Genomic DNA, 18,228 nt, shown 5'->3' with positions numbered 1-18,228 from the left:
GGCATCAATCTTGATCAAGTGAATCAATATGTCCAAGCAATCGGCTGCATGACAAACAACATGACCGAATGGCTGACGCGTGAGGAGGCGCTGGAACGGCTCAAGGTGCGGCCGCAGACGCTCTATGCCTATGTCAGCCGTGGCCGTATCGGCATGCGTCCGGACGCAGCCGATCCGCGCCGCAGCCAGTATCGCGCCGACGACATCGCCGCCCTCGCCACGCGCCGCGCGCGCGGCCGAAGCCCGCGAGCGATCGCAGAAAGCGCCATCGACTGGGGCGAGCCGGCTTTTGCCACCACGATCTCGACCATCCAGCATGGCGGCCTTTTCTATCGCGGCAAGGATGCTGTGGCGCTCTCCGGCGCGGCCACGCTGGAGGAGACGGCAAGCCTGCTCTGGGCAGCGGACGTCCCGGTGTCGTTTGCCTCGCCCGGCCGCCATGACGCGCGCGAGAGCGGTCGCGGCGCGGCATTCGCGACGCTGGCTGAACTGGCTGCCGAAGGCCGGCCTTCGCTGGGACGCGGGCCAGCCACGCTCTACCGCGATGCTGCCGACGCCATCGCGGCCCTGGCCGAGGCGCTCGGCGCGGCTGCGGGAAACGGCGCCGTGCATGAGCGATTGGCGCGCGGCTGGTCGGTCGGCACTGCCGGCGCCAATTTGATACGCAGGGCATTGGTGCTGCTCGCCGATCACGAGTTGAACGCCTCGACCTTCGCCACGCGGGTCGCCGCGTCCACCGGCGCGTCGGTTGCCGCCTGCCTGCTTGCCGGTCTTGCCACACTGTCCGGACCGCGCCATGGCGGCGCCGGCGAGGCCTTGCTCAATCTCGTCGAGGACGCCGAAAGGCTGGGAGCCGATGCGGCGGTCGAGCGCTGGCTTGGCCACGACCGGCCGCTGCCCGGCTTTGGCCATCCACTCTATCCGGAGGGCGACCCAAGGGCGGAGGCGTTGTTGTCCGATGTCGAGATCGATGGCTGTATGTCATGCCTCGGCGATGCCGTTCTCGGCGCGACGGGGGCGCGCCCGAACATTGACTTCGCGTTGGCCGCGCTGACGCGTCAGTTGCGCCTGCCGCCCGATGCGCCGTTCCGGCTGTTCGCGCTCGGGCGCAGCGTCGGCTCGGCCGCGCATGCCGTCGAGCAGGTCATGAGCAACCGCCTGATCAGGCCCCGCGCCCGCTACGACGGGCCCGTCGGGATTTAGCGGAACTGGTGCTTATCAAAGCCAAGCCCTGGGGCGCGTCGCTCCAGGGCTTGTTGAGATTCAGGTCAGGCCGGCTTCACCTGTATGGCAACGTGCCCGTCACGACATCGTGTCGAGCTTGCGCTGCATGGCCGCGATCTGTTCCTTCAGCTCCTGGAGATCATCGGACTTTTCCGGCACTTCCTTTTTCGCAGGCTCGGCTGGGGTCGGCGAAGCCCCGTTCGCCGTCGCCGACGGAAACGGCGTGAACATGCGCATGGCGTTCTGGAACATCTCCATGTTGCGGCGCGTCTGCTCCTCCAGCGCCTTCATCGGCGTCGACATCTTCATCATGTCCATCGGCGACTTGCCGAACGCGCCCTTCATCTGTTCGCGAAAACGTTCCTGCTCCTTGGAGAAGGCGATCATCGACTGCTCGAGGAAGCTGGGCACGATCATCTGCATCTGGTCGCCGTAGAAGGCGATCAGCTGGCGCAGGAACGGGATCGGCAGCATGTTCTGCCCATCCTTGTTCTCCAGCTCGAAAATGATCTGGGTCAGCACTGGATGCGTTATGTCGTCGCCGGTCTTGGCATCCTGGACGGTGAATTCCTCGCCCTTCTTGACCATGTCGGCGAGGTCTTCCAGCGTCACATAGGTGCTGGTGCCGGTGTTGTAGAGTCGGCGGTTGGCATATTTCTTGATGACGATCGGGTCGTCTTTCGCGGCCATCAGTATCCTCCCCGGACACCGGCGCATTTGAGTAAGCAGCCGGTAACGATTGCGCCCTGTCAAGGATATGCGCAAAAGCGTCACAATTCCAAGTGGTTTGTGCAGTGCAAGATCGATTAATGCTGCATGGCGGCCGGAATATGCTGCGCAGCGAAGCGGGGACTGCAGCCCTGGCCAGCGCAGGCCTGCTTGCGGCGCATGGCCGGCATGCCCATTTCCGGTTTGACTTGGCACCGGGAAAGGGCAAGAAAGTTCCTCAACGATAGCCTAAAACACGACACCTCGAAGTCTGGAGAAGAAAATGTCCGCATCCAATGGCATAGTTGTCGCCAGCGCCGCGCGCACGGCAGTCGGCTCCTTCAACGGCAGCTTCGCCGCCACCCCGGCACATGAACTCGGCGCGGTCGTCATCAGGGAATTGCTCGCGCGGGCCAACGTCGAGCCCTCGGAAGTCGACGAGGTGATCCTCGGCCAGGTTCTGACCGCCGCCCAGGGCCAGAACCCTGCCCGCCAGGCTTCGATCAACGCCGGCCTGCCCAAGGAGACCACCGCCTGGGGCCTCAACCAGGTCTGCGGCTCGGGCCTGCGCGCGATCGCGCTCGGCATGCAGCAGATCGCCACCGGCGATGCCAAGGTGATCGTCGCCGGCGGCCAGGAATCGATGTCGCTCTCGGCGCATGCCCAGCATCTGCGCGCCGGCGTCAAGATGGGCGACTACAAGATGATCGACACCATGATCAAGGACGGGCTGTGGGATGCCTTCAACGGCTATCACATGGGCAATACCGCCGAGAATGTCGCGCGCCAGTTCCAGATCACCCGTGACGACCAGGACCAGTTCGCGCTGGCTTCGCAGAACAAGGCCGAGGCCGCGCAGAAGGCCGGCAAGTTCAAGGACGAGATCGTCGCCTTCACCATCAAGGGCAAGAAGGGCGATACGATCGTCGACCAGGACGAATATATCCGCCACGGCGCGACGCTCGACGCCATGACCAAACTTAGGCCCGCTTTCGACAAGGACGGCACGGTCACCGCCGCCAATGCCTCCGGCATCAATGACGGCGCGGCCGGCGCGCTGCTGATGAGCGAGGCCGAAGCCGCCCGGCGCGGCATCACCCCGCTGGTCCGCATCGCTTCCTGGGCGACCGCCGGCGTCGATCCGGCGATCATGGGCACCGGCCCGATTCCGGCCTCGAAGCGGGCGCTGGATAAGGCCGGTTGGTCGGTCAAGGACCTGGACCTGGTGGAGGCCAATGAGGCCTTCGCCGCACAAGCCTGCGCCGTCAACAAGGGCATGGGCTGGGATCCGTCGATCGTCAACGTCAATGGCGGCGCCATTGCCATCGGCCATCCGATCGGCGCCTCCGGCGCCCGCGTCTTCAACACGCTGGTCTTCGAGATGCGCCGCCGCGGCGTCAAGAAGGGTCTTGCCACGCTTTGCATCGGCGGCGGCATGGGCGTCGCCATGTGCGTGGAAGCGCTCTGAACTTAGCGAATAGCGAATAGGGAGTGGCTAATAGGGTAGAATGACGTGACGGGATATCAGATCCCTACTCGCTATTCGCTACTCCCTATTCGCTCTTCCGACCAAAGGGAGGAACTGCATGAGTAAGGTAGCAATCGTCACGGGCGGATCGCGCGGTATCGGCGCGGCGATATCGATCGCTTTGAAGAAGGCCGGCTATTCGGTTGCGGCGAACTATGCCGGCAATGACGAGGCGGCCGCGAAGTTCAAGGCCGAGACCGGCATCCCGGTCTACAAATGGTCGGTCGCCGACTATGACGCCTGCGCTGCCGGCATCAGGCAGGTCGAGGCCGATCTCGGCCCGGTTTCGGTGCTCGTCAACAATGCCGGCATCACTCGCGACGCCATGTTCCACAAGCTGACCCGCGAGCAGTGGAAAGAGGTCATCGACACCAACCTGTCCGGCGTCTTCAATATGACGCATCCGCTGTGGGGCGGCATGCGCGACCGCAAGTTCGGCCGCGTCATCACCATCTCCTCGATCAACGGCCAGAAGGGCCAGGCCGGCCAGGTCAACTATTCCGCCGCCAAGGCCGGCGACATCGGCTTCTCGAAGGCGCTGGCTCAAGAGGGCGCCCGCGCCGGCATCACCGTCAACGTCATATGCCCCGGCTACATCGCCACCGAGATGGTCAGGGCAATCGACGAGAAGGTGCTCAACGAGCGCATCATCCCGCAGATCCCGGTGGGCCGGCTCGGCGAGCCGGAAGAAGTCGCGCGCTGCGTCGTCTTCCTCGCTTCCGACGAGGCCGGCTTCATCACCGGCTCGACCATCACCGCGAATGGCGGCCAGTACTTCGTTTGACGCCCCGCGCCGAGAAATAGACATCGACAAAAACGGGCCGGGAAACCGGCCCGTTTTGTTTGTCACCTCTCCGCTGTGCGGGCCCCTCGCGCGACGCCTTTGCCCCGCTCCGGCACGCAAAGGTTAATGGCTCGCGCGCGGCCTGTGCAAAAGCATGTGCCCAACCTGTGGATTCTCGGTGGAAAACCTCCCTGCGACACAACATGTTGGGGTGAACAAACCAAGAAAATCCCGACATCGCTGATTCGTCGCCGATTCGTTCCGGCTTTGGGCCGGAACGTTAACGCCGAGGGCCGAGAAACGTACCCGAAAGATTAAGGCCCGTTAGGAAACGTCAAGAATTTCATAATCTTGGCCGAGGCCAGACGAACAACGTCGGTCGTTCATCGGCAAAGGTTAACGGCGACGCGCGACTCGCGTTCGTCCTGCATGAAACGGGCCAATCAAGCGATTCAGCATATGGTGAGACTCATCGTCAAAAAATCCACATGTAGCCATGAACAAACCATGAACTTCGGCGAGTCAGCGATTCGTCGCCGATTCGTTCCAGACTCGTTCCAACCGTTAATCGGGAGCGGATTTCGCCCCCCCACGCGACCCATGGAGACCGACGGCGGAACATTCCGCTTTCGCTTCGCGCTCGAAATCCCTATGTGTCGGCTGTCACACGCGCCATCGCCGGCGCGCCCCCGACTACGAGCGGCAGAAAGTCTATTTCCGGGCCGATGAACGTCCAGCCGAAACACCCCCAGCCGTTGATCCTTTCCGGCCGCGACGTGACGGCCGTGCTTGGACCCACCAACACCGGCAAGACCCACCTCGCCATCGAGCGCATGGTGGCGCATGAGAGCGGCGTCATCGGCCTGCCGCTCAGGCTCCTGGCGCGCGAGGTCTATGCGCGCGTCTGCGAGAAGGTCGGCGTCCACAAGGTGGCGCTGATCACCGGCGAGGAGAAGATCCAACCGGCGGGCGCCAGATATTCGGTCTGCACGGTGGAGGCGATGCCGCGCGAGACCGATGCGGCCTTCGTCGCCATCGACGAGGTGCAGCTTGCCGGCGACCTCGAGCGTGGCCACATCTTCACCGACCGTATCCTGCATCTGCGCGGCCGCCAGGAAACGCTGCTGCTCGGCGCGGCCACCATGCACGGCATCCTGCAGCGCCTCCTGAAGGGCATCTCGGTGGTGACGCGGCCCAGGCTGTCGCACCTGGCCTATGCCGGCTCGAAGAAATTGACCCGCCTGCCGCGGCGCACCGCGATCGTCGCCTTCTCAGCCGACGAGGTCTACGCCATCGCCGAGCTGATCCGCCGCCAGCAGGGCGGTGCCGCCGTCGTGCTCGGCGCGCTCTCGCCACGCACCCGCAACGCGCAGGTGGCGCTGTTCCAGTCGGGCGACGTCGACTACCTTGTCGCCACCGACGCCATCGGCATGGGGCTCAACCTCGACCTCGACCACGTCGCCTTCGCCCAGAACCGCAAGTTCGATGGCTACCAATACCGCAACCTGACCGCGGCCGAGCTCGGCCAGATCGCCGGCCGCGCCGGCCGCCACCTGCGCGACGGCACGTTCGGCGTCACCGGCCAGGTCGATCCGCTGGACGAGGAACTGGTCCAGAAGATCGAGGGCCATGACTTCGATCCGGTGAAGGTCCTGCAATGGCGCACCGCCGATTTCGATTTCTCCAGCCTCGACGCGCTGAAGCGCTCGATCGAGACCAACGCTCCGGTGGAGGGCCTGACACGCGCCCTGCCGGCGGTCGATGCGCAGGCGCTGGAGCATCTGTCGCGCGACGAGGAGATCCGCTCGCTCGCCACCGATGCCAGGCGCGTCGCGCTGCTCTGGGAAGCCTGTGCCCTGCCCGACTACCGCAAGATCGCACCGGCCCAGCATGCCGACCTGATCGCGTCGATCTACATGGACCTCGCCAGGCGCGGCCATGTCGATGAGAACTACATGGCCGAGCAGGTCCGCCGCGCCGACACGACCGATGGCGATATCGACACGCTCTCGCACCGCATCGCCCAGATTCGTACTTGGACCTTTGTCTCCAACCGGCCTGGCTGGCTGGCCGATCAGGCACACTGGCAGGAAAAGACGCGCGAAATCGAAGACAGATTGTCGGATGCGCTGCATGAGCGGTTGACGAAACGCTTCGTAGACCGCAGGACTTCCGTCCTCATGCGGCGCCTTAGAGAAAATACAATGCCTGAAGCCGAAATAAGCCCTACCGGAACCGTCCTCGTCGAAGGCCATCATGTCGGCGAGTTGCAGGGGTTCCGCTTCACCGCCGACCAGAGCGCCGGCGGCGAGGATGCCAAGGCCGTACGCACGGCTGCCCAAAAGGCGCTTGCCGCCGAGTTCGAAACGCGCGCCGAACGCTTCGGCGCCTGCGCCAATGGCGATCTCGCGCTCGGCTCCGACGGAACGCTGCGCTGGATCGGCGCGCCGATCGGCACGCTGGTTGCCGGCGATGAGCCGCTGAAGCCGCGCCTCGTGCTGCTGGCCGACGAGCAGCTCACCGGCCCGGCCCGCGACAAGGTGGCGGCGCGCGCCGAGCGCTTTGTCAATTTCCAGATCGAGTCGCTGCTGAAGCCGTTGGTCGACCTGAAGAATGCCGAGCAGCTCACCGGCATCGGTCGCGGCATCGCCTTCCAGCTCGTCGAGCATTTCGGCCTCATAAACCGCCGCGACATCACCGAGGAGATGAAGTCGCTCGACCAGGAGGGCCGCGCGGCGCTGCGCCGGCTGGGCGTGCGCTTCGGCGCCTACCACGTCTTCGTGCCGGCGCTGGTCAAGCCGGCGCCGGCCGGGCTGGTGACGCTTCTCTGGGCGCTGAAGAATGACGGCAAGGACAAGCCCGGCTTTGGCGACGTGGTGCATGCGCTGGCGTCGGGCCGCACCTCGGTGGTCATCGATCCCGCCTTCGACAAGAGCTTCTACAAGCTCGCCGGCTACCGCAATCTCGGTCGCCGCGCGGTGCGCGTCGATATCCTCGAGCGGCTGGCCGACCTGATCCGCCCCGCGACCAACTGGAAGCCGGAGCTGGGCCAGCGTCCCGACGGCGCCTATGACGGCCACGCCTTCATGGTGACGCCGCCGATGATGTCGATCCTCGGCGCTACCGCCGACGACATGGAAGAGATCCTCAAAGGTCTCGGCTATCGCGCCGAGCCGAAGCCGGCAGCCGAGGTCAAGGCGCGGCTCGAGGCGCAAGACAGTGCCGCGCGCGAGGCGGCCGCCGCCAAGCTTGCGGCGGAAGAGGCGGCAAAGGCCGAGATGGGTGCAGCGGCCGCAGCCACGGCTGCGGAAGCCGGTGCCGAAACACCGGCCGAGGGTTCTGGACCTGGGCCGGACGCCGCTGTCGCGCCGGAAGCCACGGTCGACGTTTCGGCCGAACCCGTCACCGGACTGGTCGCTGAAGAGCCGCTTGAGGCTCCAGCCCAAGCCACGCACGAGGCCCCGGTGGTGGTGGAAGCCGTCGCCGAAGAACCAGCTGACGCTGCTCCGGCAGCCGAGGCGGAGGCAGAAGCCCAGACTGCGGAAGTCGACGTCGTAGCGGGAGAGCCGGTGGCCGAGGACTCGCCGGCGGCGGCCGACGGGTCCACCCAGCCTGCCGCGACTGCGGAAGCCGGCGAGACGGCATCCGAGGCCGAGGAGCCGAAGCCTATCCTGTTGTGGCGTCAGGGTCGTTTCGAGCAGCGCCCACGCCACCGGCACGACAACCGCCGCGACAATCGCCCGCGCAACGGACCGGCCGCGCAGGGCGGCCGGTCCGACGCAACTGGCGAAGCGGCCGGCCAGCCGGGCGGACGCCCGAATGACGGGCGCCGCGACCAGCGCGACGGTGCCGGCAAGCCGCGCTTCGACCGCTCCAAGTTCAAGCCGAGGCCGCCAGGCGAGGCTGGCGAGCGGCGCGAAGGCAGGCCGCAAGGCGAGCGTCCCGACCGCCGCGACGGCAGGCCCGACTGGAAAGGCGGCCGGCAGGATGGCAAGGGCGGCGCGCAAGCCGGCAAGCCTGCCTTCCAGGCCAAGCCGCGCGACGAACGGCCGGCGCGCTTCGACCCGGACTCGCCCTTCGCCAAGCTCGCCGCCTTGCGCGACCAGCTGAAGAAGTAGCCCGCGGGTCCGATGGTCACCGATGCCCGCCAGCGCATCGACAAATGGCTGTTCTTCTCGCGCGCGGTGAAATCGCGCTCGCTGGCGGCGAAGCTCGTGGTCGCTGGCCGCGTGCGCATCAATCGCGACAAAGCAGCGCAGGCCTCCGACATTGTCCGGCCCGGCGACGTGCTGACCATCACGCTGGACCGGCGCATCCTGGTCTGGAAAGTGCTCGGCGCCGGCGCCAGGCGCGGCCCCGCCGAGGAGGCACGCCTGCTCTATGAGGATATGTCGCCGCAACCCACGCCGAAGGACGAGGCCGTTCCGGACGCTCTTCCGGCTTTACGCGAGGCCGGCAGCGGCCGCCCGACCAAGAAAGAAAGGCGGGAAACCGACCGGCTGCTCGGCGAGGATTGAGGGCGGGAACGATCTCAACCGCATCGAGGTTCTGCAACTCCATTCCGGGCGCGACGGCACCGTCAGGAATGGCCGCCCTTGCCAGCGACCGGCAAAGGCGTTACCTCACCAAAAAACCCAGCAGAAATGGGACGTCCCGGAGCCTGCGATGACCTATGTCGTGACCGACAATTGCATAAAATGCAAATACATGGACTGCATCGAGGTCTGTCCGGTCGACTGTTTCTACGAAGGCGAGAACATGCTCGTCATCCATCCGGACGAGTGCATCGACTGCGGCGTCTGCGAGCCGGAATGCCCGGCCGACGCGATCAAGCCGGATACCGAGCCGGGGCTTGAGAAATGGCTGCAGATCAACACCGAATATGCCGAGAAGTGGCCGAACATCACCGCCAAGAAGGAACCGCCGGCCGACGCGAAAAACTTCGACGGCGAGACCGGCAAGTTCGAGAAATATTTCTCGGCCGAGCCCGGCGAAGGCGACTAGCGCATGACCCCGAAAATCGGTTCCGATTTTCGGAAAGGATCATGCGCAAAATCAAAAGTGACGGTGCCGGTCCGGCCGGCGTGACGTAACGTAACGGGCATGAAACAGGAACTGCCTTGACAGGCAGCGGCGGCGCTTGGCCTTCGCGAATGCAGCAAAACCTTGATTCTTCCGACTTTTTGTGCTACATCAGCCAAACATGCCGGTGACACAACGTCGATTTATGGCGCAAACGCCCCAAATCACTGAAAGGTGAGCTTCTCAATCCGGACCAGAGCGATCTGGGGCAGGCGGTCGCAATTATGCGGTGTGCTTGCCCTGGCTTTTCCGGATGGGCTCATCTGTTGTGCGGCTAACGGTCGGCGATCCCGATCGCGCGAGTTCAGCCGGCGCCGCCATGCCGGCGCTACAACAAGGAGTTCAGGGCGTAATGGCAACGATCACCCCGCAGAAGAAGTCCAACGCAGCGCGTCACGGTTTCAAGACCGGCGAGTTCATCGTCTATCCGGCGCACGGCGTCGGCCAGATCGTCTCGATCGACGAGCAGGAAGTCGCCGGCCACAAGCTGGAACTGTTCGTCATCGACTTCCAGAAGGACAAGATGCGCCTCAAGGTGCCGGTCGCCAAGGCGACCTCCATCGGCATGCGCAAGCTGTCGGAAGAGGATTATGTCGACCGCGCGCTTAAGGTTGTGCAGGGCCGTGCCCGCATCAAGCGCACCATGTGGTCGCGCCGCGCCCAGGAATATGATGCCAAGATCAACTCGGGCGACCTGATCTCGATCTCGGAAGTCGTGCGCGACCTCTACCGCGCCGACAACCAGCCGGAGCAGTCCTATTCCGAGCGCCAGCTTTACGAGGCCGCGCTCGATCGCATGGCCCGCGAGATCGCTGCCGTCAACCGCATGTCGGAGACCGAGGCCGTGCGCCTTATCGAGGTCAACCTCAACAAGGGCCCGAAGCGCGGCGCCAAGGCCGACAATGAGGAAGCCGAACAGGAAGAAGCTGCCTGAGCTTTTTTCCTTCGCGAATTCAGAAAACCCGGCCTCGTGCCGGGTTTTTTGTTTCGGAAGGCTACTCGCCGCCAGTTTCCCTGTGCGATTCCTGCCTCAGCGAGGCAATGAAGCGTTTCGTCCGCTCGCGCTCCGGCCTGTCGAACACGACCGAGGCCGGGCCTTTCTCGACGACGACGCCGGCATCGAGGAACACCACCTCCTGCGCGATCTTGGAGGCGAGCCTCAGATCGTGCGTGGCCATCACCATGGTCGTGCCTTCCCGGGCGAGCTGGCCGAGCACGTCGACCACTTCCTGCGCGAGCTCCGGGTCGAGCGCCGAGGTCGGCTCGTCGCACAGCAGCACACGCGGCGACGGCGCCAGCGCCCGGGCGATCGCAACACGCTGCTGCTGGCCGCCTGACAGCGTCGCCGGCCAGGCATCGGCCTTGTGCGCCATGCCGACCTTCTCGAGCAGGGCCATTGCCCGTTCGCGGGCTCTGCCGGCCGTCCATCTCAGCACCGTCACCAGCCCTTCCATGACGTTCTCGATCGCGGTGCGATGCGGGAACAGCTGGAAGTTCTGGAACACCATGCCTGTCTGCAGGCGAATGCGCTGGATGTCCCTGGCGGGTACCTTGACCCCCGGACGGAACTGCAGCGTCTCCTCACCGATGCGCAGCGTGCCCGAGCTTGGAATCTCCAACAGATTGATGCAGCGCAGAAGAGTGCTTTTTCCGCCCCCAGAGGGGCCGACAAGCGCCGTCACGCTACCTTCCTCGATGCTGACGGTGACACCCTTCAGGACGAGATTGTCGCCGAACCGCTTCTCGATGTTGTCGAGGCCGATCATGCATTCGCCTCCAGGAAGCCGCCGTAGCGGTTGAGGCGTACCTCCAGCCGCGCCTGCAGCACCGACAGCACCGAGCTCATCACTAGGTAGAGCGCCGCCGCCTCGATGTAGAGGATCAGCGGCTCGTAGGTGGTGGCGACGATGCGCTGCGCCGCCTGGAACATCTCCGGCACGGTGATGGCGGCCGCCAGCGAGGTGTCCTTGACCAGAGAGATGAAGGTGTTGGAAAGCGGCGGCACGGCGACGCGCCCTGCTTGCGGCAGAATCGTGCGCCGCATCGACTGGCTCCAGGTCATGCCGATCGAATAGGACGCCTCCCACTGCCCTTTCGGCACCGAGCCGATGACGGCGCGGATGATCTCCGACGTGTAGGCGCCGATGTTGAGCGTGAAGCCGATCAGCGCCGCGGGAAAGGCATCGAGCAGAATGCCGATCGAGGGCAGACCGTAGAAGATCAGGAACAGCTGCACCAGGAGCGGTGTGCCACGGAATATCCAGACATAGAAGCGGGCCACGGCCGCCAGCGGCTTTGGGCCGAACAGCCTGAGCAGCGCCGTGGCCAGCCCGGCGGCGAGGCCGCAGGCGAACGACAAAAGCGTCAGCGGCACGGTGAAGATCAGCGCCGCCCATAACAGGGTCGGCAGCGATTCCAGCATTAATTGCAGCCAGTGCGGCACGGGGCCCTCTCCTTGCCAGATGCAGCCTGAACAGGCGTCGGTAGAGCCCGCGTCGCGACGTGCGGCTGCGGCGAAGACTGCGGGCGCATATCACGCGAAAATCGGCGAGCCGTCAAAGACGGCCCGCCGATGTCCTGGGGCCGATTCGCGGCCCGATCAGGCGGATTTACTGCGAAACGTCCTGGCCGAAATAGGTGTCGGCGATCTTCTTGTAGGTGCCGTCCGCCTTGATGTCGGCCAGCGCCTTGTTGATCGCGGCGACCAGTTCCGGATCGCCCTTGCGCACGATGACGCCGGAATAGTCGGCGTTCTCTTCCTGCGCGGCGATCTTCACATTGGCGTCGGGCTTGTGCTTCTTGAAATCGAGGAAGGACAGGCTGTCGTTGATGGTGGCGTCGGCGCGGCCGGTGAGCAGAAGCTGGATCGACTGGTCGAAGCCGTCGGTACCGACGAGCTCGGCGCCGTTGATCTCGGCGAGCTTGCCGTAATTGGAGGTCAGCGACTGCGCCGCCTTCTTGCCCTTGAGGTCGGCGAAGGTCTTGATCTCGGTGTCGTCACCGCGCACGATCAGCACCGCCTTGGAGGCGATGTAGGGATCGGAGAAATCATATTTGGCCTTGCGCGCGTCGGTGATGCCGACCTCGTTGATGACGGCGTCGTAGCGGTTGGCGTCGAGGCCGGCGATCAGGCCATCCCACTTGCCTTCGAGGAATTCCACCTTCACGCCGAGCTTGTCCGCGACCGCCTTGGCGATTTCGACGTCGAAGCCGACCAGCGCGCCCGAGGCGTCATGATAGGTGAAGGGCGCATAGGTGCCTTCCGTGCCGACCTTGATGACGCCGGCCTGCTTGATCTGATCGAGATTGGCGCCGGCATGCCCGGCGGTGACCGCCAGAGCCTGCAGCGTTCCGGCGATGATGAGCGATTTAAGCCATTTCATTTTTCTGTGATCCCGTTTTGGCCGGTGCCCCGGCGCGGTGTAAGAGCCGGAAACTGACAGATAGAGATGCGCGACATAAGGAACCAGATTTCAAAAATATGGCATTCCAGAAACGAGATTCTCCAACTCGTACCAGAAACGGCCTACAACTCCCGCTCCGGCCATTTGTCTCGTCTCCAAGACAACACAAGGCCGTCCGGCCGTCGCGGCGGAACATTCCACTGCATGGCACGTTCTTGGCTTTGTAGGGCGCGGCGCCGCCATTTCAACCGCTGCTGACGCCGCTGAAGGGATCGGACACCGAAATGTCCGTGACGTCAGGACAAGGGAGCGCGGCATGATTGAGGACACGGCAGGACGGACGATGGTCCGCGCGGCGATGAAGGCGCCCTATCTGGAGCGCGAGGAGGAGCATCTCCTGGCCTTGCGCTGGAAAGAGGATAACGACCAGCAGGCACTGCACCGCATCACCGTCGCCCATATGCGGCTGGTCATCTCCATGGCCTCGAGGTTCCGCCACTACGGCCTGCCGCTCGGCGACCTGATCCAGGAGGGCCATGTCGGCCTGCTCGAGGCGGCCGCGCGCTTCGAACCGGAGCGCGAGGTGCGTTTCTCGACCTATGCCACTTGGTGGATCCGAGCCTCGATGCAGGATTACATCCTGCGCAACTGGTCGATCGTGCGCGGCGGCACCAGTTCGGCGCAAAAGGCGCTGTTCTTCAACCTCCGGCGCCTGCGCGCCCGGCTGGCGAATGGCGCCGAGCCGATCTCCAACGCCTCGCTCTATCGCGAGGTGTCGGCGGCGCTCGGCGTGCCCGAAGCCGACGTGGCGATGATGGATTCGCGCCTCTCCGCGCCCGACAGCTCGCTCAATGCGCCGCTTGGCGACGATTCCGGCCCGGCCGAGCGCATGGATTTCCTGATCTCGGACGATCCCCTGCCGGACGAGGTCGTCGGCGACACGATCGACATCGAGCGCCGCTCGCTGTGGCTGAAGGCGGCGCTCGGCGCGCTCAATGCGCGCGAGCTGAGGATCATCGAGGAGCGCCGGCTGACCGACGAGGGCGCGACACTGGAAGCGCTCGGCGAGGCGCTCGGCATTTCCAAGGAACGCGTGCGCCAGATCGAGGCGCGCGCCATGGAAAAGCTGAAAGTCGCGCTGGTCGAGCAGAACCCGGAATTCCTGGCGACAGCCGCCTGACTCCTGCCTGCCTAGGCTTACCTATCAGTGACGATCTTGACCTTGTCGCCGGTCGAAACAGCGGCGCCGGGCGACAGCGCGTTGAGCACCCTGAACAGGTCGAGCTTCCGGTCGACGCCGACCATCTGAGCGGCGAGCGAGCCCATGGTCTGCCCGGCCTGCACGGTGACGACGCGGATATGCAGTGGCTTCAGCGCCGCCTTCTCGGCCGCGCTCAGGATGCGGAACGAGCCGCTGACCGAGCGCGCCACCGGCTCAAGCGCAGTGCTGGCCGCCGGTGCCGCCGTCAGCAGCCGGTAGACCTGGCCGCCGGCGCGGATGACCGCGATGTCGAACTGCCAGCCGTCGGCGCCGGCGCGCGCCACCGCCGCCTCGTTGCCGTTGATGGTTTCCTGGTGAACGCTGGCGTCATCGAGGCCGGCCACCCAGCCGCTGCGGATGTAGTCGGTCAGCGCCCGCGACTTGTCGATCGAAACGCCGTCGAAACGGATCGCCATGTCGCCGGGGCCGGTCGCCGTCACCGCCGCGGCCGAATTGTCGATGACGAAGCCGTCGGGCACGGTGAACGACACGCCGAGGCCCGGATGCAGGAAGGTCTGGCCGCGCACATAGCCCTCTTCCGGCGTGTCGCCGTAGAGCAGCCCGTCAATACCGGCCAGGAAGGCGTCGCGGTCGCGCGTGCCGATGCCCGGCGGGCCGAAGTTGCGGGCAAGGCGCTGGGCAAGATCGATCCGCTGCGGCGTGTTGGGATGAGTCGCCAGGAAGTCCAGGCTGGCGTCGGTGGCGCCGCTGATTGAGCGGAAATCGGTATAGGCCGACATCGACTGCAGGAAGCGGCCGGCGGCGTAAGGATCATAGCCGGCCTCGCCGATCGACTTGATGCCGATGGCGTCGGCCTGCAGTTCCTGGTTGCGCGAGAACTGCGCGAGCCTCAGCTTGCCGCGGATCAGCGCCGCCTTGGCTGTCGGGCTGTCGCCCAGCACATCCGACACCACCTTGGTCGCCAGCCCTTCCTCGGCCTCCAGCTGCTGCCGCTGCAGGCCGTGATTGGCGGTGACGTGGCCCATCTCGTGCGCGATGACGGCGGCGAGCTCGGACGAATCATTGGCCAGCGCCAGCAGGCCGCGCGTTACATAGAGATAGCCGCCGGGCAGCGCGAAGGCGTTGACGTTGGGCGAATTGAGGATGGTGATGCGGTAGGTCTGGGTCGGATTGGCCGACACCACCGTCAGGTTGCCGACGACCTTGGCCACCATGCGCTCGAGCTTGGGATCGGAATATTCGCCGCCATAGGTGGCGAGGATGCGCGGATGCTGCGCCTTCGCCATTTCGGCGAGCTTCGAGTTGGCGACAACATTGTCGACGGTGATCGGCTTGTCGGACGGCTGGAAACCGGACTCCTGCACATCCGGCGGCGTGAACATCTGGCAGCTGGCCAGCGCCACGGCAAGGCCGGCAAGCGCGAGCAGTCGCGCCAGCGGCTTCGTCAGCAATCTATGCTTGCCGGTCGGCAGATCGGCTTCCTTTCCAAATCTTTGCGGGCAAATCACGGCCTGTGCCAGACCAGTATGGGCGGACCTAGCCATACTCCTCCAGTCAAGGCAAGCAAACGCTGCATCACCCGAACCCGGTTTGAGCGTAAATTATGTCCGCTTCCGGGCAACATGCCGAGATCCGGCAGCAATGCATGTCACCTGGAAATGTGCTGTGGTTTTGAGGCAACGACCTGCTCAAAAACAGAACCCAAGCGCATCCCTTGAGGTCGTTCAGGCGCGACGCCCCTTGGCTGGATCCATGCCGACATAGCGCCGAAAGCCGTCCGGTCCAGAGGCGTCGAAGAAGTTGGCCGCCGTCCCCGTCGCGGCGACCGTGTGGTTGTCAAGGAAGACCATGTCCTGGCCGATGCGGCGCGCGTCCTCCGGCTGGTGCGTGACGAACAGCACCGTCATCTGCCGTTCGGTATGGACACTGGCCAGCAAATCGAGCATGTCGTCGCGCAGCGCCGGTCCGAGCGAGGCGAACGGCTCGTCGAGCAAGAGCACCGGCCGGTCGCGCACCAGCACGCGCGCCAGCGCGACGCGCTGCCGCTCGCCGCCGGAAAGCTCGCGTGGCAGGCGCCTCTCCTTGCCCGCAAGGCCGACACGCGCCAGCGCATCGGCAATTGCCGCATGGTCGGCATCAGTGAGGCTGAGCGACGGCGAGCGGCCGAGCCCGACATTCCGCTCCACCGAAAGATGGGCGAACAGATTGTTCTCCTGGAACACCATCGAGACCGGCCTCACCGAAGGCGGCGCGGCGCTGACATCGCCACCGTCGATCAGCACGCGGCCGGATCCTGGCATCTCGAAACCAGCCACCAGGTTGAGCAGCGTCGACTTTCCCGAACCGCTCGGCCCCATGATGGCGGTGATCTTCGAGGCGGCGAACCCGACGTCGAAACGGAACGGCGCTTCGCCATAGCTGAACGAAGCGTCCTCGAGCCGGACGGCCGCGCCTTTCGCCCCGACTTCCTTCGCCGGCGTCATGATTTCTCTCCTTGCCCGAGGCGATCGGCGGCAAGCACCAGCGCCAGGCAGACGAGACCGAGCAGCAAGGCAAGGCCGGCGGCGTCGGCGGTGCGATAGCTGCCCATGCGCGCCAGCAGAAGATAGGGCAAGGTCTGCACGGAATCGCTGCCGAACAGCGCGATTACGCCGAGATCGCCGAGCGACAGGGCCATGGCGAAGGCGAAGCCGGTTGCGAGCGGCCGCCTGAGCGACGGCCAGTCGACCAGGCTGAGCCGGTTCCAGCCTGATATGCCGAGCAGCAGGCAGAGCCTCTCGTGGCGCTCGCTTGCTGCATCGTAGGCGGGGCGGATCGCGCGGATGGCAAAGGGCATCGCCATCACCGCGTTGACTGCGACGACCATCACCGGGGCGAGGGCAAAGACGTCGCTGACCGTACGCAAAAGCAGGAACCAGCCGGCGCCGACGACGATGGGCGGTACGACGAGGACGAACCCGGCACCGGTATCCGTTGCGTGCTCCAGCAATGTCTTGCGGCCGGCACAGCGCTTCAGGGCCAGCGCCCGGCGCGCCGCGATCAGCGCCAGCGACATCGCCACCGCGAGCGACGCCGACAGGAAGGCCAGCACCACGCTGGTCTGCGTCGCCTGCCGCACCGCGCTCTCGCCGGCGAGCCGGCCGAGATCGGCGCCGAGGCCCGCCGCGACCGTGGCCGCCATCGGTCCGGCGACGAACAGCAGCGCGAGCACGATCAGAGCCGCGTTCAGCGAGGTTTCCGCCGGGCTCGCCGAAAAGTACCGGCGCGGCGCCACCGGCAGGTTGGCGTCGCCGACGGTGTTGGCGCCGAGCCGCGTCAGTGCAAGCACTACGGCGAAGGTCAGCGCGATCTGCAGCAGCGTCAGCGTCACCGCCCGCGCCGGATCGAAATCGAAGCGCAGCGCCTGGTAGATGGCGACCTCCAGCGTCGTGGCGGCCGGCCCGCCGCCGAGCGTCAGCACGATGGTGAAGGAGGTGATGCAAAGCATGAAGACCAGCCCGGAGACACCGGGCAGCGCTGCCCGCAACGCCGGCCATTCGATCAGCCGGAAGGCGGGCCGACCGCCCATGCCGAGCTGGCTTGCCAATCGCCAGTGATTGGCCGGCACCGTGCCCAGCGCCTCGAGGAACAGCCGCGTGGCCAGGGGCAAGTTGAAGAAGACATGGGCAACGAGGATGCCGGACAGTCCGTAGATGCCCGGCCAGTTCCGTCCGCCGAGCAGGCCGGCGAAATAGCCGGCATTGCCGTAGAGCGCCAGGATGCCGAGCGCCGCGACAATGGCCGGCAGCGCCAGCGGCAGGGCGAAGAGCTGCAGGATCAGCCCGCGGCCCGGAAAAAGCGGATGCCGGGAGAGCGCGCGCGCGACGAACAGCGCCGGCACAACGGAAAGCAGGGTCGACAACAGCGCCTGCCAGAGTGTGAAGCGGACGACGCGCAGGATATAGGGATCGAAGGCCGAGGCGGCGCCGGAGAAATCATGCGCGCCTTCAAGGACGAGGCCGGCGAACGCCCCGCCGATCAGCAAGGTGATGGCGCCTAGCGCGGCGATGCCGGCGGTGATGCGGGGGTCAGAGCGAGGCGCGAGCTGCACGCTGCACCCTGGCGGAACTTAGCGAAAGCCGCGTTCCTTCGCCCCCCCTCTGTCCTGCCGGACATCTCCCCTCTAGGGGGAGATCAGCAGCGTCGACGCCGCGTTCCATCCCACACCGCCAAAGGTTGGCGAAAACCGCCGTGACAGCCAATCTCCCCCTTGAGGGGGAGATGTCCGGCAGGACAG

At 65.5% G+C, this 18,228-nt stretch carries 15 protein-coding genes; 8 read left to right on the top strand and 7 right to left on the bottom strand.

Annotated features, from left to right (window positions below):
- Positions 1 to 60: 60 nt before the first annotated feature.
- Positions 61 to 1,203, top strand: a complete 1,143-nt coding sequence (locus tag EJ073_RS24810; protein ID WP_126059332.1) for a citrate/2-methylcitrate synthase — start codon at positions 61 to 63, stop codon at positions 1,201 to 1,203.
- A 99-nt stretch (positions 1,204 to 1,302) separates the two neighbouring features.
- Here EJ073_RS24810 and phaR read toward each other — a convergent pair whose 3' ends face one another.
- The gene (phaR, locus tag EJ073_RS24805) at positions 1,303 to 1,914 is read right to left on the bottom strand and encodes a polyhydroxyalkanoate synthesis repressor PhaR (RefSeq protein WP_126057906.1); all 612 of its coding nucleotides are present in this window, start codon (positions 1,912 to 1,914) and stop codon (positions 1,303 to 1,305) included.
- A 301-nt stretch (positions 1,915 to 2,215) separates the two neighbouring features.
- Between phaR and EJ073_RS24800 the strand changes: the two genes are divergently transcribed.
- The 6 genes from EJ073_RS24800 to EJ073_RS24775 all read left to right on the top strand — a co-directional run bounded on the left by EJ073_RS24800 (position 2,216) and on the right by EJ073_RS24775 (position 10,260).
- The gene (locus EJ073_RS24800) at positions 2,216 to 3,400 is read left to right on the top strand and encodes an acetyl-CoA C-acetyltransferase (protein WP_126057905.1); all 1,185 of its coding nucleotides are present in this window, start codon (positions 2,216 to 2,218) and stop codon (positions 3,398 to 3,400) included.
- A 118-nt stretch (positions 3,401 to 3,518) separates the two neighbouring features.
- Positions 3,519 to 4,244 carry an acetoacetyl-CoA reductase gene (phbB, locus tag EJ073_RS24795; protein WP_126057904.1) on the top strand — a complete coding sequence of 242 codons (726 nt, stop codon included), beginning with the start codon at positions 3,519 to 3,521 and terminating at the stop codon, positions 4,242 to 4,244.
- 725 nt (positions 4,245 to 4,969) lie between these two features.
- Positions 4,970 to 8,362 carry a helicase-related protein gene (locus EJ073_RS24790; protein ID WP_126059331.1) on the top strand — a complete coding sequence of 1,131 codons (3,393 nt, stop codon included), beginning with the start codon at positions 4,970 to 4,972 and terminating at the stop codon, positions 8,360 to 8,362.
- A 12-nt stretch (positions 8,363 to 8,374) separates the two neighbouring features.
- Positions 8,375 to 8,761 carry an RNA-binding S4 domain-containing protein gene (locus tag EJ073_RS24785; protein ID WP_126057903.1) on the top strand — a complete coding sequence of 129 codons (387 nt, stop codon included), beginning with the start codon at positions 8,375 to 8,377 and terminating at the stop codon, positions 8,759 to 8,761.
- Between the two features lie 148 nt (positions 8,762 to 8,909).
- Positions 8,910 to 9,248, top strand: coding sequence for a ferredoxin FdxA (gene fdxA, locus EJ073_RS24780; protein WP_126057902.1), 339 nt, complete (start codon positions 8,910 to 8,912; stop codon positions 9,246 to 9,248).
- Between the two features lie 430 nt (positions 9,249 to 9,678).
- Positions 9,679 to 10,260, top strand: a complete 582-nt coding sequence (locus EJ073_RS24775; protein WP_126057901.1) for a CarD family transcriptional regulator — start codon at positions 9,679 to 9,681, stop codon at positions 10,258 to 10,260.
- Between the two features lie 61 nt (positions 10,261 to 10,321).
- Here the strand turns inward: EJ073_RS24775 and EJ073_RS24770 are convergent, their stop codons facing one another.
- The 3 genes from EJ073_RS24770 to EJ073_RS24760 all read right to left on the bottom strand — a co-directional run bounded on the left by EJ073_RS24770 (position 10,322) and on the right by EJ073_RS24760 (position 12,709).
- Positions 10,322 to 11,092 carry an amino acid ABC transporter ATP-binding protein gene (locus EJ073_RS24770; protein ID WP_126057900.1) on the bottom strand — a complete coding sequence of 257 codons (771 nt, stop codon included), beginning with the start codon at positions 11,090 to 11,092 and terminating at the stop codon, positions 10,322 to 10,324.
- Positions 11,089 to 11,769, bottom strand: a complete 681-nt coding sequence (locus EJ073_RS24765) for an ABC transporter permease subunit (RefSeq protein ID WP_126057899.1) — start codon at positions 11,767 to 11,769, stop codon at positions 11,089 to 11,091. The genes EJ073_RS24770 and EJ073_RS24765 overlap by 4 nt, the downstream gene beginning before the upstream one ends.
- A gap of 166 nt (positions 11,770 to 11,935) precedes the next feature.
- Entirely contained in the window at positions 11,936 to 12,709 is a 774-nt protein-coding gene (locus EJ073_RS24760; protein ID WP_126057898.1) for an amino acid ABC transporter substrate-binding protein, read from the bottom strand.
- A gap of 337 nt (positions 12,710 to 13,046) precedes the next feature.
- Between EJ073_RS24760 and EJ073_RS24755 the strand changes: the two genes are divergently transcribed.
- Positions 13,047 to 13,910 (top strand): RNA polymerase factor sigma-32, encoded by an 864-nt coding sequence (locus EJ073_RS24755; protein ID WP_126057897.1) that lies wholly within the window; start codon positions 13,047 to 13,049, stop codon positions 13,908 to 13,910.
- A gap of 17 nt (positions 13,911 to 13,927) precedes the next feature.
- On the opposite strand, the gene EJ073_RS24750 is transcribed toward EJ073_RS24755, so the two are convergent.
- The 3 genes from EJ073_RS24750 to thiP all read right to left on the bottom strand — a co-directional run bounded on the left by EJ073_RS24750 (position 13,928) and on the right by thiP (position 18,042).
- A complete protein-coding gene (locus tag EJ073_RS24750) occupies positions 13,928 to 15,403 on the bottom strand; it encodes a M48 family metalloprotease (RefSeq protein WP_245455348.1) in 1,476 nt (491 codons plus the stop codon).
- Positions 15,404 to 15,676: 273 nt separating this feature from the next.
- Positions 15,677 to 16,435: a thiamine ABC transporter ATP-binding protein gene (thiQ, locus tag EJ073_RS24745; RefSeq protein ID WP_126057896.1), complete on the bottom strand. Its 759-nt coding sequence runs from the start codon at positions 16,433 to 16,435 to the stop codon at positions 15,677 to 15,679.
- Positions 16,432 to 18,042, bottom strand: coding sequence for a thiamine/thiamine pyrophosphate ABC transporter permease (gene thiP, locus EJ073_RS24740; protein WP_126057895.1), 1,611 nt, complete (start codon positions 18,040 to 18,042; stop codon positions 16,432 to 16,434). Before thiP ends, thiQ begins: the two co-directional genes overlap by 4 nt.
- Positions 18,043 to 18,228 lie beyond the last annotated feature (186 nt).

The sequence above is a fragment of the Mesorhizobium sp. M4B.F.Ca.ET.058.02.1.1 genome, assembly GCF_003952505.1.
Classification (GTDB): domain Bacteria; phylum Pseudomonadota; class Alphaproteobacteria; order Rhizobiales; family Rhizobiaceae; genus Mesorhizobium.
Note: the sequence above shows the minus strand (reverse complement) of the source record. Positions and strands in the feature narration are given on the sequence as shown.